This is a genomic window from Photorhabdus heterorhabditis (assembly GCF_001280945.1).
Classification (GTDB): domain Bacteria; phylum Pseudomonadota; class Gammaproteobacteria; order Enterobacterales; family Enterobacteriaceae; genus Photorhabdus; species Photorhabdus heterorhabditis.
This window is the reverse complement of the sequence record NZ_LJCS01000011.1, coordinates 53,205-68,970: the sequence shown is the minus strand read 5'-3', so window position 1 is coordinate 68,970 and position 15,766 is coordinate 53,205. Positions and strand designations below refer to the sequence as shown.

Below are 15,766 nucleotides of genomic sequence, written 5' to 3'. Positions count from 1 at the left end.
ATCATTAAGTTTACTATTTATCAGAACTTAACATTGAATGTCGCACCAAAAGTCAGAGGCTCCCCTGCACGACCATACCAACCGTTCTCTCCAGTCATTGGGTTATCCATTGGGAATGCACGAGTAACATAAGTCTTATTTAACAGATTTTTTGCCCATAACGTAATATCGTAAGTTGGCGTCTCATATCCAGCCCGAAGATTCAACAAGCCGTAATTAGACTGCTTCTCAGTATTAGCATTATCGAAATAAACTTTACCGGCAACATTATAATCAGCACGGATAAAATATCCGTCCAGGAAACTGTAATCTACACCAACGCCATAAGTATAATTTGGCGTATTTGCCGGACGTTTATCTTTATAATCCGTAACGCCTACAATTTTGCTACCCTTTTTATCATAAATATTGTCTTTAAACTCAGTAAAGTGAGCATCATTGAAACCTGCATTAGCAGATAATGTCAGCCCCTTAATCACTCTCCAAGAAATTTCCGACTCTAGCCCTCTACTGATTGATTTCCCTGCATTCTGGGTAACGGATTCTGGATAAAATTGCTTTTCAACCTGCTGATCGGTAAAGTCAATCCAAAATAATGCGGTATTCCAGCGCACTGTCTTATCCAACCATTCTGATTTCAGACCAATTTCATAGTTGGTTGTGTATTCAGCATCAAAACGGCGCTGATCCTTCGGTGCTAAACTGTTAAACCCTCCACTTTTATAACCACGGGCAATACTGGCATATAACATAGCGTTATCCGTAGCATAATAATTGACCCCAGCTTTTGGTAGCCAAGCATCAAACGAGAGGTTATCAGTCAAATTTTCTCTGGTTATTCCTGAGAAATTTTCTGTCTTTCTGAATTTCAGATCCTTTTTCTCATAATCATAACGCAGCCCAGCAACCAGCTCTACATTATCCATTAGATAATAACTGGTATTACCAAACAACGCATAATTATTAGTCTTAACGTTGGTATTTTTAATCTGATATCCGACCGGTAACATCCTGTAATCAATATCTAATTTATCATCTTGATTAAAGTAATACATACCAACCAGCCAGTTAAATGGCCCGGTATTTTTGGAGTTAAGACGTAATTCCTGAGAAAAGTAATCTTGTTTACGATCAATTAGCAATTTTGAAAGGGATTTACGGGTAAAATCGAGATCCTGATAATCTTTTTTATCTTCTGAAGTATATGCACTAATTGAAGTCAGATCCATACGATCCCATTGATAGACCGCTTTAATAGATCCTTTATAAATATTAGCGTCTGATTTACCTGCATAGTCAGAATCTATCGATTTTGTCCCTCTCTTTATTTTATCGATCGGTGCAAATGAAGCGTTTCCATTTCTGCGGTTTTGTGCATCAAACGTAGTAATAATATCCCACGGCCCATCTGATGGCTGCCAGCGAAGCTTAAATCTGCCGTTAAAATCATTAACATTATTTATATTCTTTTTATTATCATAATCCCGTTTAAAATAACCATCACTATTCAAATAACGTAATGCTGTACGGTAAGACCAATCGCCATATTCATCAATACCACCGCCTAAAATAGCAGTAGTTTGCAAACGATTATAACTACCATATGAAAAGCCCAATTTCCGTTCTGTTACCGGATCGGGATCTTTGGTAATGATATTAATGACCCCTGCTTCAGTATTGCGGCCATATAATGTTGCCTGTGGACCGCGTAATACTTCAATACGTTCAATATCCAGTAATTCAGTATCAAATGAATGGCTATATACACCGTCAGTAAAGAAGCCGACCGATTGTTCCCCTTCCATTCCAGGCGTCACACCACGTAATGAAATAAACCCAGCATCAGATGGGTTACCTGCTTTTATCATATATAAATTAGGAACTTCTGAAACAACTTCATAAAAGTTTTCAATCCCTTTCCGCTCAACATCAAAATCAGATAATACTGTCATACCTATTGCTGTTTTTTGCTGATCTGCCGAAACTTTCTCCGCAGTTACAACAATGGTATCTAACGAATCTGTTTTGCTATTTTTATTTGCCAAACTCTGATGAGAATAAAAGACAGATAACACAGCAATAGTGGTGACGCCATGTTTTAACATAGATAGATAATCTCCAAGAAAAAGCGGGTAGTAATACCGGCAGAAATGCTTTTACCATCCATTAGTAAAATACTTGAGAAATTATATAAACAACCAAAAAAAAATGCAAATGCAAATGATAACCACTTTTATTATCATCACTGAAAATAAAATAGCGACATTAACCTCGGCATAAGTCATTGTTTTAATTTAAATTATTAGCCATCCAGATTTGGTGCATAAGGAAGTTACATTATCCATATCTTATTTGCTGTTTTTTTAGCAAAAGGGTAGAGCTAAAAATGGAATACATTTATCCACTCAATATATTTTAAACATATCCCTATTGGTTAATATAAATATGTCACAGTGATGAAAGAGGAAAAATATATAGATGCAGTGTATTGTCAACATCATCAACCTGACTCTATTATATCCAACAAACCGAACTCAAATTCACTGATAGTAAACTCGTAGTCATTACCTAGACCATTCTTTCTATATCCGTTATCTTTCAAGTTGCCTCTTTGTTGGCTGCACTCACTCACCCCGGTCACAGAATTATCTATACTCCCGGGAATTCGCTCCCTTGCCGTCGCGATCCATTTTGAAATCCATTGGGTATATACCCTTGCTCATTGAAACTGCTTGATTTTCCCCAAAATGAAGCTCATGGTATCAGTCATGAAAATATTCATTACCGATGAACAAAAAGCCGAACTTGAACGCATCCATCACACCTGCCGTGATTAAGAGGGAGACAGATGTTATGACACACACGCAAACTCGCGGAATCAATAAAAGCAATCCCCGTGGATTTTTCTTTTGATTGAGTCAAATAACTGCACAGCAGCACCAAAACGGAAGGTGCGACACTATTCTAGGCGTTTACCAAATCTAGGCGTTTACCAAAACTTTGCTCCAGTAACATGCTCCCCGTCAATTTCTTATCCAGAATTCGGGTTAGCTATGATATTCATCAGTCTAAATATTTAAAAATTTTGAATGCTGAAAAAATATTTAATTGTAAGGTTTGAAATGAAGCAGAATACGAGTGGCTTTTTAGGACGAATAGGTATACCTAGCACATTATCATGGGGATATTTGGGTATCCTGGCCTTTATGGTTGGTAATGGAATAGAAATAGGCTGGCTAAGCCCCTATCTGGTAGATAATGGATTAAGTATCCAAGACATTTCCACACTATTTAGTATTTACGGTATAAGTGTAGCCATATCTTCTTGGTTTGCTGGCGTATTTTTTGAGGCATTTGGGGCTAAACGAACCATGCTATTAGGCACAATTTTTTGTGTTGTTGGTACCGCAGGTTTCGTCAGCCTGGGCTTAAAAGAAATGTCGTATCCACTTTTGCTGATAACGTAAGCTATTAAAGGTTTTGGATATCCGCTATTTGCCTACTCATTTTCAGTGTGGATTGCCTATATACCCAATAGATTTCAATTTGCAGCGCGGCGGCAAGGGAGCGCAGCCAACAAAGCAGCAACTTAAAGGATGAAGGGTATAAACTCATGGGAGAAGTAAGCTGATATGATAAAGACTCAAAACGACTGGCACCCAGCAGATATTATTGCTGCATTGCACAAACGTGGCACAGCACTTACCGCATTATTACGGGAATCGGGATTCAGTTCATCGACACTCTCAAATACATTAGCTCGCCAATGGCCTAAAGGAGAAAAAATTATTGTGGACAGACTCGGAATAGCTCCTTCAGTTATTTGGCCCAGTCGATATTTTGATAAAAATGGCAATTCCATTAAGCGAAATGTTATAAATAATGTAGTTAATTATAATGACTGGTAGATTCACATAATAAGCTTGTATCATAGTAATTAGCCTGAATTCTGGTTAAGCCGTCACTAACCTATCCATTTCTTGAGCTGGAAATATTCAGTGACGGTTTGTTCTCTTTGAGACAATAAGCGATTAGTCACATCATTAACACCAGTGCCATAATTACCCCTTATACGTTATGAATTTTAATTTTTGCCTGTGCCCGATGTTTTTTACGATGATCGAAGCTGTATACATCCACCAGTCGCCAGTTAGATTCATAACTTTTTACTAGCTGAAATTTCACAGTTGGAAAGAGAGCATGAAAATAAATGCAAAATTCGGTTGCACCATTGCGCTGGATCTTCTGCTCTCTGACTGCATCCGGGAGATGGTATTCCTTCAGTTCGGGAGTATTCAGACGTTTTTGTAAGAGATGAATTGCACCTGCATTTGCGTCGTGCATACACAGCTTCGCAAATTTAACAAGAGCGGACTGAGTCACTTCGATATCACCAATAGGTGAATTCAAGACTTCTCTTACCGTGATGTAAGGTAATTTCGTTTTGTACCAGGATTTACTGGATTCAGACAGTGCTACATTCCGCATAGTTAATTGCATTGGCATCATTCTGACACCGTAGAAGCGGGTATGTGTATACTCCAACAACTCTTGAAGATCGTCTGTCACTTCGGTTTTCAGGAGAAAATGCTGGAGCTGGGTCGATGCTGTTTGCCACATAAGATGACGGCCATCACGCATAGGTTCCAATTTATGGGTCCGACTTAGCAGAAATGAAAAGCCGCATAGAAGCTCTACCCTTAATTCATCTTGCGATTTAGGATTGATAGCGCTGGTCATATCGACGGTATATTCCATTTTATGATGGGCCTCCAAGCAATGCTTTGTAGCCCATACGGCAACACGGAATACCCTTTTCCCTAGGTTTTCAACGGCGGTCGAGATCCACAACATATTAAGTTTCCTTTCGCTGCTATTTTCTGATTTTTACCAGTCCCATAGGAACACAGATTTCGGTGGTAATAATTATACAAATCGTCAATGCAACTGAAGATATGATCCCTTAAAGAGCGTAGCTTATCAGACATAGCGTAAATCCTCCTTATTCCTCTTGCCTTGATTTCGACCTGTCTGAAATGGAGTAGCCCTGTCAGAGCTGCGTTGTGCAGCGATTCTTCGAGAGTCATGACGATTCCTTAAACGATTTGAATACAGCTCCGTTCGGGGGCATGAATAACGGTATTTCCCGGGTACGCCACGGGTAATGTATGATTTTCCCTGCACGCGTGATCCTATTCATACGGTACCGGCCACCGACCCTGTCAACAGACCAGTAACCGTCCAGCACTGCCGTTTTGTAACTAAAAAGGCGCAGACTAAACCAGTGGACGCTGTGATACAGATAGCTGCCCTGTTCGGTCAATCTGCACTTTATTCCTATCAATACAGGCGGAAAGAGCCATAACAAAAACCACTCATAGGGCAGATTTATTCCTATCAGATGCCTTGTCAGCATCAATGCACTGAGCAGGGTGAAACTCGCCATTCCCCACAGGACCAGCCAAGTTAACCAGACTCTGGTCGAACATAATTTCCATTCGAGGAGGTAAAGTTTGTTTTTCATAGGCCCCTTAATGCAGCATTCGTGAATCCTGACTGAAAATTATCAGCCGAGGAAGCAGTAGTTGTTCCAAGACATCGTTGCTGCTTGTCCACCCATTCACAATATGACACCCTTCTTGCTGATTAAATGCAATCAGCTGATCCTTGAGCTCGTACGCTAGCTTATCGTTCATCTCAAGATATTCAGATGTGAACATCAGGAGACCATTAATCACCTTATCAAAAAGGATCGACATTGCTTCAGATTGGGTTAACTCATCGTTGTCCAGCTCAGTACCATCAAACGAAAAAGTACAGACAACTAGGCCACCCACATTTTCTCCGGAAGCGAACCCATCTTCACTAAGGGTAAAACGGAAGAAACATCTTGATTCTTTAGCCGGGTTGTTTCGCTCAGGATTAAACATAGTCCTTGCCCACCGGTAATCAGGATCAGACAGAAGCCAGCAGGTTAGAGCTAACGTAATTTGTTCTTTGGTGAATCGTTCCATGGATGGTTGCTCTTTTATCATCGCCTATATCTTTGAGTGAGCCTGACTGTATGAGAACATATTTTGGCATGCGGGCAAAACTGTTTGGTACCGCTCAGATATCACCGAATCCTGTATCTGCTTCTTTAGTCGGTGATCAAAAAATGTCGATGCAATGTCAACAGGCATATTTTCTTCAAGATACGCAAGAATGATTTTCTCGTTTTCAATCGCCGTAAAACCACGCCTGACGAACATTTCTTTTGTCCGTAAAAGGTGGTTTCGAGCTTTTCGACTCAGAGGCGTATCTCGCTGCTGGTTACGTGTCTCAATGTCAGGTACGTCGTTTAACCTATTTTTGTTAATGGTCATAGTATCTCACGCTAAATCAGGGATGTGATGGAAGTTCACAGCAATAGAGGTTTCAGGTTCTCCATTTTCAACCAGATTCAACCAAGTACGGGACTGTAGTTGGTCTTCGCAGGCCAGCACATAGCCGTTATTAAGGTCATTTAATGCGATTAGCTGGTTACTGACATCACTGGATGACAGACCGAGAGCAAATGGAGTGTAAAGATATTGGCCTGCGGGGATCTTCTCAGCGAGCAGACTGAGCAGTACCTGTTTTTCTTCAGCATTGTCGGGCAACACCAGAATGACCCGCTTCCCCTGTTCCACACAATCTTTCAGGTTGGCAACCAGCTTACTGAACCGTAATGAATACACCATCAATCTGAACCGAGTGCCAATCAGAGCATATACCGTGAAAGCGACAATCATTAACCCGTAAAACGACCGGTAAAGCCACCAGTTAAGTCCACCGATAACAACCAGAGCGGCCAACAACACAAGGCTGAAATAAAAAAGTATGCGCGGATATCGGGTCCTCCGCCCTTCCAAATAGATTGACAAAAAAACAACAGCTGTAATTCCGTAGGTCAGATAATCTAAAGTTGATTGCATAGCCGTTCCAAAGTTATTTTTGTTAGAATTAAGCTGCTAGAATCAGGGGTTGTAACAATATTATTTTACGTCCGTACCGAAATAAGCTACCAGTCTTCCATCTTATGACCTTGACATCCTCTTATGGTACAGAAATTATCGCACTTCACGTTGGTGGTAATTTTAATTCCCGCCCTCAGCTTTTCAGTTAAATCAGCTCTCACCACATCAGCAGGCCGCTCAAAGATATATTCAAATAAATTATCATCTGCGGTAGAAAGCAATTTTTCTATATTGAAACTTGTGTGTGTGAATAGCATAGCCCCTCCTGTTCATGGACATTATACGTACACGCTTTCCTAGGCAGGGACAGATTGAGGGGGTTTTTACTTTTCTGTAGGCAAAAAAACGCGGAATCCGCGTTTTAAAAGTGTAATAAGGGGAACGTATGCTGTTTTCCTATTAAGTCCGCCTAAATCAGATAGAAGCTGACATACCATTTCAGACATGTACCCCCTCCTTTCTGAAAGACTGAATTTGCCATCTACGTCATAACTGGCGTAAGTGTCATAGTCGAGTAAGCTTCGCTGACATCATCATCGGCATCAATGAACATATCTTCATTCCTGATGAAAGGAGTTATACTCCTCTTCAGCTGTTATCTTTAGCGAATAAATTGTCATTGACCTTGACCTCCTGAACCCGATACTACGCCATAGACACATCAGATAACGTATTGTAGGTACGAATAAGCCTTTCAGATATACCTGTTATCTTTCAAGTTGCTTCTTTGTTGGCTGCACTCTCTCACCCCGGTCACATAGTTAGCTATGCTCCCGGGGATTCGCTCCCTTGCCGTCGCGATGCATCTTGAAATCTATTGGGTATATATATCTTAGAAAGTCTTCAAAGTTAAAATTCCAGAATTGTTCTGAGGCAAACTGAGTGTAACTTTAAGTTCAGCAATTACATATTTATGTACAACAGTAGATTTTTCCTCGTAAAAGGGAAACCCCTGCAAATGCAGGGGAGTTACCTTTTATTTCAGCTGGTCGAGTAATTCAGAAGCCCAACAAACCGGAAATCCCTCAGCTCCCTTAGATAGCAGCACATCGTTCCAGTCAATCCCCTTCTTCCCTTCGGGAATCGGTTGTACTGGTTCGAAGACCTCAATCGTCAGCTGTGCAGCCGGAAAGCGCTTTTCAAACAGCGCGGTCATACGGGTTTTCAGAGCTAATGCTGCTTCTAACCCGACATAAACACCTTGTTCATTCGCACGCCCCTTATCCGCCCATATGTAAAAGTTGATGGCTTTCACATTAGGGGGAGGCAGAATATTGTCCGGTATCTCAACGTATTCCATAAACCATGCAGAACTTGCAGCCCAGCATGGAATAGATGTCGCCTCTACTACTGACAACGCGTTTTCAACACCTTCTGAAACACCCAAGGTCCAGACTTTAGAAGCCTGATCATAGTGTGGTTCATAAAGATGAATCGCCCCGCCAGTCATATTAGCTGACGGTTTCATCATCATTTTTGGACAATCAACTTTTGCCCCATCACCATTTCTTTCCAGAAAAGTGCGGTGAATAGTCAGATTCTTACCTTTATTGTCCCGATAAATCGAAACCATTGCAGGCATTTGAATCCCTTTTTCATTCGCCTTGTCCCAGTAATATAACTTGGGATTACAACCGATATCTTTAGGCAGCTTATTCAAAACGCGTTTAAAGCCGCGCTTACTGAGATAACGCCACACCGCAGAATCAGCTGTTACTGGTTTTGTATAGTGATAAACTGCTTCAAGTTTTCTTACCCGTTTATCTATTTCTTCATCGGTCAGTTCGACCGATGATTTAACGATATTCTGGTAAGTCTGGATATTTCTTATATCAGCGCCTGATAATGGCACGTTTATATCATCTCCAAAATAGTCAGCCAATATTTGTTTACATGTCTGATAGTTGGACAATCCATAAAACTCGGCCAGAATATCAACTCCATTGCAGAACTTATTAACCGGATAGTCATTGTGAATTGTACTACCGGTATAAGCTTCTTTACCATAAAAGCGGAACTTCGCTTTCCCTGCACAAGTAAACTGACAGGGTATTTGGTTAGGCGCTATATCAACTGCTTTTGCAAAAGTGGGTATTTTAGAGAAAACAAACTCTCTACTATTCACACCGACAATTCGAGCGTGAACCCGATTTATTAGTTCCTGAGTAAGTTCTTGCAAGCTTTGTTTAGTCTGTTTAGGAGACGCGTGATATGCAGCAACAGCGTAGGTCATAGTGTACTCTCTTAACTAGCATTGTGGGTTTCACTATGCCTTCTGAAATACAGAAGACATAAAGAAACCCACAACGCAGATAATGAATGAGGGATGCTGTAAAAGCCATCCCGTTAACTTAGACTTCTTTTTTGAAACCGTTACTCTCAAGCTTTCGGATAAAACGATCAACAAGCACTTCTTTCTTATTGAGATCGCCTGCGGGGTACATAACCCTTCTGACTGTTATCTCTTTTGGAAGTGCTCCATCAACCTCTTCACCCTCCCGAATGAAAATATTGGCTTCCTGCTGTTTGCCGCTGTCTTTTATCTCTATACGGTATTGTTTTATATTCGCCATACGTTTGCTCCTTACGTCCTTCAAAGAGCAAAAGATCCCGGTTGGGGACTATATGCCCCAATCGGGAGTAGTTTATTAGTTACGACGCCAGCACTTTAAACACCAAATCTCTTATAGAATTGGTGAGTTGTGACAGGTCATTGACTACAACAAATGATTCTTTTGAAAAATCTTCTACAATTTCAGTGGCAATACCAATTCCTGCGACTTCAACGCCTAAAACTCTGCTTCCTGTATTACAGCCGGAGCAGAAATGTCCTAGTCTGACGGATTTGGCTGACACTTTTAAAAGGTATATGAAAATATTCAGCGAAGTCCTTATTAGGTCAGGAATTTACAACATGAATATAATTACCATCCTCTGCGAAAGAAAAAATCTATCCATTTTGTCTTGATAATATCTTTCTCATTTCCTAATAACAGGAAACGAAGGATTTAACCATCAGATACAACTACGATCACCTTTTCTGCCAGAGGCCGGCTAAATATTAATACCGAATGATAAATCATCCGGCTGGTTATCATCAGGTTCTTTAATCAGATCGAAAAGTCCATTTGATGTTCATCTATAAAAGCCTTTTTTATTTGCATGGGAATCCCATAGGGAGAATCCCATGGTAAGGGATTGCTCCCTTATTGGGGGGTATCAGTTCTGTTTAGAATTTGGTTGACCAAACCTATCCAGTTTGTACATCTATAAAACTTGCTTCCCGTAATTCTGGAGGAACTTTGATCTGGATAATACATTCAATATCCGTTTCATCATCCTCTGTCACCACTTTCCGCTTGTTTACCCGTTTAATCAGTAATGCAATATCTCCAGCATACAAATGACAATGCCTGATACCAACACTTTGTTTATATTTCCAAGAAATGTCATGTTCTACTCCTCTCTATATAAAAGAGAAGCTCCTGTAAAGGTCCTCCATTTTCAGGTTATTCATGAGAATGGAAAATAAATTTATTAAGCAATAACCAAAACACATAGCCAATAATCTTAAAGACATTAAAACCTATTTTGCGTTTGTTAGTTGAATCGTTTTTCGTATCTTTAGCATCATCGTCAGATAAAACCTTATATTTCTCTTTGAGAGCTTCAAGTTTGATACGTTCCTCTATAAGGTAATATTCCTTTTTAGCGAGAAATTCGATTTGCTTAGCAACTGTATAATCCCAAGATTTCGAATCATGGAGTTTCAGTGAGTTAAATGAATGATTCACCAACTCTTCAGGAAAACCAAGTTCTAACATCAAAGGACGTACTGCATTGTTGAAATCGTCGAGTGAATCATAGTGTGCTTCAGAAACCTTAACGAAATGCTCACGCAAAATATATTTGCGTTGCTTGTCGATAATATCAGCCAACCATGCACTCAAACGTTCATTATTTAACTCTTTAGCTTTAGCAAATGAGTAATGAAGGTCTTCAGCATTTAAATATTCGTTCAGACCAAAAGACTCAAATTGTTCGCTAACTTTTTTATTAAACTCTTTTTTGTCTTTTACCATACGGATAACAGGAAAAGATCGCAGCATTTCTACCTCTTTGTTAAAATCAATTTCTTTAACATCTAATTTCTTGCAATTCACATGGTAATATTTACTGTTTATAGAAACCATATTGCCAATGCTTTGCAACGGAGTTAACGCATTAAGCTTTAACACTATTGCTTTATCCCGCTGAAATACTACTGCAAATTCTGCGTCACTATTTTCATCATTGAAAGCGTTTCGCAGGTCTTTATAGATTTCCTCAGACTTAGCTTCGCCATAGATGCTTGCATAAGTTTGAGACAGGGCTAACGCGAGGGCATGGTTATCTTTGGGGTTTAAAGTTGTCATGTTTAGTACCTATACACATAATTTAGTCAACAATCAGACACTGTCGTGTATTGATTGAATCTAGACTTTCGTCTGTCGTTTATCTCCCGTAGAAAATAAACCGCCTGATTTTAAACTGATCTGGCATTAGACAGTACGCAACTTGCTATAGCTCCAATTGGAGCTATAGACTCGTTACGATTTGAGAAAATCGGATTAGCCGGACTATAGATGTGCGAAATCGCATCAGCGACAAAAGTAAACTTTATTACTTTTTACGGTGATGTCCTTCAGCCTGATATCAGAGCTGGCCGCTTTTGTCGGCTAAAGTTTGAAAACCCGTTTTGATGGGTCTGGAGCTGTTTAGTACTGCATTTAAGTCTATTTAATTTGTAGGCACTGCTTTATTTTTAATTTTTTTATCTAGCGTTTAATATATACATCAATAAATGTCAGATGTAAATACTGTCCTGGTTATTAATTTGCTCCTCGTCACTGTTCCTTATTAATCATAACTCTGCATCCTATATATCTTTTTCAAAATAGATGATTTCTCAGGATCTCAATTACCCGCTGAATCAGCGTAAAATATTTACCACTCCCCGGTACTGCAATAAGAATATTATCTCTATTCATATTGGGAATGATTATTTTTCGTTCAGATGTGGCATACCCATACGTCCCTCTTTAGTTTTACAAAACGATTATAATCCTTAGTAAATTCCCCCTTGCCGATTACTGGCGCAAATTTTATCTGGGTGCATAGCAGCTTTTTGATTTTTTCTGCGTAATTCGACAGTTGTGTATTAGCTACAACACCATCAAAAGATACCGCTTTTGGTGACTGAGTATTTGATTACTAGACGATTCGTCCGGCTACTGGACCGGAGCTGTCTCAACTCAATTTGCCTAAAGGTAATTATTCCCTCATCCGTTATACGCTAATTCCAACAACGATGGATGAAGGTTCTAAAGGATTTAATGGCTTCATTTTACGTCCTAACAATCCGAAAACCTCTCCTCGCATGCCGAGCGTATCTATTAATGGGAAAGATTACTACTTGTTCTCAGGTGAAACGGGGAATAAAGGGTTCCCGGAAAAAACACTGGTTGGCAAATGGTAATGTAGAATTTGGGATAAAAGAAAAGGGCCATTTCGGCCCCTTTTTTAATATTTTGGTAACTCCTTCCCTGTCAACGGATCTTTGCTGGTCGACCCGACCTCACAAATCGCCGGACGAGGGAGATAACTACAATCCACATTTTCTTCCTTTATCGCCTGAGTTTGCTCAAGTCTAGCCTTAATCATATTATCTTCTCCTTCCATCGCCTTAATCGTGCGATCTGTTGTTCCTATATAGTCGTTGTTCTTATATGGAAGCATTTGTGCTACCGACTCTTCAGAAAACTGGGAGTATTGATCAGGGACTTCTCCGACTTGTACTGCATCGTTAATCCATTCAGTAAGATCTATCTTATCAAAATCGAGATTCTGTATTTGCACAATTGACAGCCCCGCGCAGTTTGAGACTACAGGATCTATCCCTAATTGAGGGTATGCCTGTTGCATTATGACTCGTGACAACATCGAGTTGTAGCAACACATATCTGTCGCCTTTTTAACGCATTTTTTTGTGAAACCAAGGTTAAGATATTTCACACATCGATCAGTGTCTAATGTGAAACATGACTTCTGGTTTTTATGTATTGAGGCTTCCATTTCCTTTTGATCGCAAGCTACCAGCATCTCAAGAAGCATTTTGGTTATCTGGTAAGCAGTATATATCCAACCAATAATGTTAAGAGCCAGCATAAAGTTTGTTACCGCAGATGAAAATACTGCCTGTCCAGTAGCTTGTGTTGCGGTTTGGTCAAACACAAAGTTTCTGATAGTTGCTGGCATATGTTCATAAGCCTTGTTCATTAACTGTTGTTTAATTGCCCCCATGCCAAATGTTTGCATTGTGTCTTTTGTTAGCTGCCCGCCCGTTGATGCAGCGCTACCGGACACACTGGTAGAACCAACCCAACGGCTCAGGTTTCCTGCAATTGATTCGTATGCAGAGGTAATAGGCTGTGTAATATTACTCCACATCTGACCAATAGATTTACCAGCTGTAGCTGTCCATTCACCTACCGCATTTGCCATGGTAGACCACGTACCCGTTTCCCCTCCTGTCCATGCAGCTAATTTACCACTAATATATTCCCAGTTCGCATTCCTCATCATTGAACCGGCGTAGACGATTGCTTGTAACGGACTAGCCGTACCTTGGGGAGCTTCACAACAATCTGTTTTTGCTAATCCATTGACAAATCCGACTGAACGTCCACACCATTCTTTCTTACCTTCAAAGACAACACATGTGTTGGGATCATTCGGGTCGGTACATTTAGCTTCCCCCTGCATGTACTGGACCATGTTACTGTAGGCTGCTACCTTACCGAAATCACCGTTCTCCCCTTTTCGGCCTGTTTCACAGGTACCGCCAGAGCAAGGGATCATACTCACACATGAATTGGTCTCTGATTCCACTTCACGAATAACATCGTTGCCACGATCACATGTCCATTTCTGTTCATACATATAGCAAGTGTTTGTCCCACTATCGAGCCATCCTTCTGCACAAGTCTGTTTATCCATGGTGCAGACAGCGTCATTCTTATACTGCGCACAAGCGTCAGGCATATTTTTGATGTCGTTATACGTGTAGCAAAGGTTTTTCCCTGCTTGGTCCTTCATGATATTTCCATTTGCATCGTAAGCACAGAGTTTCTCCTTTGCTAACGGATCACAAAAGTAACCTTCCAAGTTTGTCTTCCAGGTCAGATAACTTTTATCCCCATCGTATAGTGGCTTCGCCAAATCAAGAATGTCGTTAGGAAGACGCTTTGTACCCACATCTATATCCGCAAATCGGTCAAAACGACAGAAGGTGTCCGGGGTTTTCACCGCGTCGTAACATCCGGCCGGTTCCTGGATATGTTTATCTTCGAGCTTGAGATTTTCGAACGTTAATTCAACCTGAAAATAGCCTTCACCTTTTCCCCCAACCCAAACACGCGAAGCCATGGTCACTTCGCGGTCGGGTTCGTTATAAACCGAATCCCTCACCTTATCTGTTATATCGATAACGTGATCTAGTTTCCACGAATGGCCTAATTCCCAACTACCTCGCGGAGCTTCATAGTCTGTTTCACGATAAACTCCGTCGAAATGGGCGAAAATTTGCTTATTATCAAGTGTTACTCGCATATGGTCATCCCATTCAGCTGCAATAATTTTTGCTGAAGCGAGCTTCGCGTCTTGGTGGAATTTTAAAGTCAGGGCATTATCGTATACGCCATCTATCCAGTAGTTATCATCACGTCGACCGAACCAGATACGTACACAGTTGTCACCACAAACTGATAAATCCCCGTTACCCCCGGATATGTAGACAGGTACAGTAAAATCCCTAGTTATGGTACAGCTGCTGAAGTTATCCTTTTTCGGAGAATTACAGTAATACTCTTTGTAATCGGGGTAGTGTGTCGTTATTGTCTGCGTTTTTTTATCTGTAGAACAGTCCTGCAACCAGTTACCAGTGCCAGCAACCGCATTACCAATTTCATTTCTACCAGCTGTAAACATCGGGTCATTGGGTTTTATTGCCGGTGATGGGTTATCTTTGTTCGCATTAACAAGCGTACGATATGCGACGCCATCGTAGCTTTGTGCGTCGAATAACTGACTTTTTCGGGTTTTTATGTCATTGATAAAGCCATCTTCGTCGCCATAGCTATCCCCCGCAGCGAACTTAGAGTCTCCATGATGCTGTTCTGAACCGAATATTTCTTCGGTGCTTGTTTGGGTCCCAGGAGTGATATTCGGGTTATTACTTATTTCTATATTACCGCTGTCATCACGAGAAAGTAATTTAACGCCTTCTTTCGTATAGTTGGAATTGATGGTTGAACCGGTCATACTAGGTAATGAAACCGAGCCACCAATGGACTTCCCATTTTTAGAGGCATTACTCATTACTGACTCATTGGTGTTAAATGAACCATATTTTCCGACATTAAGATCTTTAGTTTCAGCGTTGCCTATATATTTTTCACTTATCGTTCCGCTTAAATTCTCACCGGAGCTGGCATTTTTGTATTTTTCTATAATTTCCTGAGCACTGGTCGTAGCGTTACGGTTAGAGTTTGGATTTGCCAAGTCAAAATTATTATCGAGCTGGTCAAATATCTCATCCGCCGCAATAACTCGCGGCGTCAGTGCCAGATTTATGAGCGTGACATAAAATGCCCAGCTCATAGTGTTAGTGACTAGGGAAACAGCAATCAGTGATGCTATTGTTTTTTTTAGCTTCATCAATTTTCCCT

15 protein-coding genes and 1 pseudogene are annotated in these 15,766 nt (G+C 40.5%); 4 read left to right on the top strand and 12 right to left on the bottom strand.

From position 1 onward, the window contains the following. Positions 1 to 20 precede the first annotated feature (20 nt). Together AM629_RS06495 and AM629_RS23310 are read right to left on the bottom strand one after the other, a co-directional pair. Positions 21 to 2,105: a TonB-dependent receptor gene (locus tag AM629_RS06495; protein WP_054477271.1), complete on the bottom strand. Its 2,085-nt coding sequence runs from the start codon at positions 2,103 to 2,105 to the stop codon at positions 21 to 23. Positions 2,106 to 2,838: 733 nt separating this feature from the next. Next, a pseudogene (locus tag AM629_RS23310) lies at positions 2,839 to 2,961 on the bottom strand (IS982 family transposase); the annotation flags it as partial. A gap of 161 nt (positions 2,962 to 3,122) precedes the next feature. On the opposite strand from AM629_RS23310, the gene AM629_RS06490 reads away from it, so the two are divergent. After that, positions 3,123 to 3,467, top strand: coding sequence for an MFS transporter (locus tag AM629_RS06490; protein WP_054477269.1), 345 nt, complete (start codon positions 3,123 to 3,125; stop codon positions 3,465 to 3,467). Positions 3,468 to 3,632: 165 nt separating this feature from the next. After that, positions 3,633 to 3,908: a helix-turn-helix domain-containing protein gene (locus AM629_RS06485; RefSeq protein WP_054477266.1), complete on the top strand. Its 276-nt coding sequence runs from the start codon at positions 3,633 to 3,635 to the stop codon at positions 3,906 to 3,908. 160 nt (positions 3,909 to 4,068) lie between these two features. Here AM629_RS06485 and AM629_RS06480 read toward each other — a convergent pair whose 3' ends face one another. The 3 genes from AM629_RS06480 to AM629_RS06470 all read right to left on the bottom strand — a co-directional run bounded on the left by AM629_RS06480 (position 4,069) and on the right by AM629_RS06470 (position 6,014). Then, complete coding sequence (locus AM629_RS06480) at positions 4,069 to 4,854, bottom strand: hypothetical protein (RefSeq protein ID WP_054477265.1); 786 nt, start codon at positions 4,852 to 4,854, stop codon at positions 4,069 to 4,071. A gap of 229 nt (positions 4,855 to 5,083) precedes the next feature. Continuing rightward, a complete protein-coding gene (locus AM629_RS06475) occupies positions 5,084 to 5,524 on the bottom strand; it encodes a hypothetical protein (RefSeq protein WP_054477263.1) in 441 nt (146 codons plus the stop codon). Between the two features lie 7 nt (positions 5,525 to 5,531). Then, positions 5,532 to 6,014, bottom strand: coding sequence for a hypothetical protein (locus tag AM629_RS06470; RefSeq protein WP_054477261.1), 483 nt, complete (start codon positions 6,012 to 6,014; stop codon positions 5,532 to 5,534). Positions 6,015 to 6,064: 50 nt separating this feature from the next. On the opposite strand from AM629_RS06470, the gene AM629_RS23915 reads away from it, so the two are divergent. Next, positions 6,065 to 6,208 (top strand): hypothetical protein, encoded by a 144-nt coding sequence (locus AM629_RS23915; RefSeq protein ID WP_161804216.1) that lies wholly within the window; start codon positions 6,065 to 6,067, stop codon positions 6,206 to 6,208. A 163-nt stretch (positions 6,209 to 6,371) separates the two neighbouring features. On the opposite strand, the gene AM629_RS06460 is transcribed toward AM629_RS23915, so the two are convergent. The 6 genes from AM629_RS06460 to AM629_RS06440 all read right to left on the bottom strand — a co-directional run bounded on the left by AM629_RS06460 (position 6,372) and on the right by AM629_RS06440 (position 11,413). Next, positions 6,372 to 6,956: a hypothetical protein gene (locus AM629_RS06460; protein WP_054477254.1), complete on the bottom strand. Its 585-nt coding sequence runs from the start codon at positions 6,954 to 6,956 to the stop codon at positions 6,372 to 6,374. Positions 6,957 to 7,042: 86 nt separating this feature from the next. Then, a complete protein-coding gene (locus tag AM629_RS06455; RefSeq protein ID WP_054477252.1) occupies positions 7,043 to 7,255 on the bottom strand; it encodes a hypothetical protein in 213 nt (70 codons plus the stop codon). Positions 7,256 to 7,974: 719 nt separating this feature from the next. Further along, a complete protein-coding gene (locus tag AM629_RS06450; RefSeq protein ID WP_054477250.1) occupies positions 7,975 to 9,231 on the bottom strand; it encodes a DUF7146 domain-containing protein in 1,257 nt (418 codons plus the stop codon). 118 nt (positions 9,232 to 9,349) lie between these two features. Further along, a complete protein-coding gene (locus AM629_RS06445) occupies positions 9,350 to 9,571 on the bottom strand; it encodes a hypothetical protein (RefSeq protein ID WP_054477249.1) in 222 nt (73 codons plus the stop codon). Between the two features lie 677 nt (positions 9,572 to 10,248). Then, on the bottom strand, positions 10,249 to 10,401 hold the full coding sequence (locus tag AM629_RS23910) for a hypothetical protein (protein ID WP_161804215.1): 153 nt from the start codon (positions 10,399 to 10,401) through the stop codon (positions 10,249 to 10,251). 106 nt (positions 10,402 to 10,507) lie between these two features. Further along, positions 10,508 to 11,413: a hypothetical protein gene (locus AM629_RS06440; RefSeq protein ID WP_054477248.1), complete on the bottom strand. Its 906-nt coding sequence runs from the start codon at positions 11,411 to 11,413 to the stop codon at positions 10,508 to 10,510. A gap of 884 nt (positions 11,414 to 12,297) precedes the next feature. Here AM629_RS06440 and AM629_RS06435 point away from each other — a divergent pair. Continuing rightward, positions 12,298 to 12,516 carry a hypothetical protein gene (locus AM629_RS06435; protein WP_054477247.1) on the top strand — a complete coding sequence of 73 codons (219 nt, stop codon included), beginning with the start codon at positions 12,298 to 12,300 and terminating at the stop codon, positions 12,514 to 12,516. Between the two features lie 44 nt (positions 12,517 to 12,560). Here the strand turns inward: AM629_RS06435 and traN are convergent, their stop codons facing one another. Beyond that, entirely contained in the window at positions 12,561 to 15,755 is a 3,195-nt protein-coding gene (gene traN / locus AM629_RS06430; protein WP_054477246.1) for a conjugal transfer protein TraN, read from the bottom strand. Between the last annotated feature and the right edge of the window lie 11 nt (positions 15,756 to 15,766).

Coding starts and splice junctions, on each gene's coding strand:
- AM629_RS23915 (WP_161804216.1), top strand. CDS start 6,065: ATGAGAACATATTTTGGCATGCGGGCAAAACTGTTTGGTACCGCTCAG.
- traN (WP_054477246.1), bottom strand. CDS start 15,755: ATGAAGCTAAAAAAAACAATAGCATCACTGATTGCTGTTTCCCTAGTC.
- AM629_RS06495 (WP_054477271.1), bottom strand. CDS start 2,105: ATGTTAAAACATGGCGTCACCACTATTGCTGTGTTATCTGTCTTTTAT.
- AM629_RS06450 (WP_054477250.1), bottom strand. CDS start 9,231: ATGACCTACGCTGTTGCTGCATATCACGCGTCTCCTAAACAGACTAAA.
- AM629_RS06490 (WP_054477269.1), top strand. CDS start 3,123: ATGAAGCAGAATACGAGTGGCTTTTTAGGACGAATAGGTATACCTAGC.
- AM629_RS06480 (WP_054477265.1), bottom strand. CDS start 4,854: ATGTTGTGGATCTCGACCGCCGTTGAAAACCTAGGGAAAAGGGTATTC.
- AM629_RS06485 (WP_054477266.1), top strand. CDS start 3,633: ATGATAAAGACTCAAAACGACTGGCACCCAGCAGATATTATTGCTGCA.
- AM629_RS06470 (WP_054477261.1), bottom strand. CDS start 6,014: ATGGAACGATTCACCAAAGAACAAATTACGTTAGCTCTAACCTGCTGG.
- AM629_RS06445 (WP_054477249.1), bottom strand. CDS start 9,571: ATGGCGAATATAAAACAATACCGTATAGAGATAAAAGACAGCGGCAAA.
- AM629_RS06460 (WP_054477254.1), bottom strand. CDS start 6,956: ATGCAATCAACTTTAGATTATCTGACCTACGGAATTACAGCTGTTGTT.
- AM629_RS06440 (WP_054477248.1), bottom strand. CDS start 11,413: ATGACAACTTTAAACCCCAAAGATAACCATGCCCTCGCGTTAGCCCTG.
- AM629_RS06475 (WP_054477263.1), bottom strand. CDS start 5,524: ATGAAAAACAAACTTTACCTCCTCGAATGGAAATTATGTTCGACCAGA.
- AM629_RS06455 (WP_054477252.1), bottom strand. CDS start 7,255: ATGCTATTCACACACACAAGTTTCAATATAGAAAAATTGCTTTCTACC.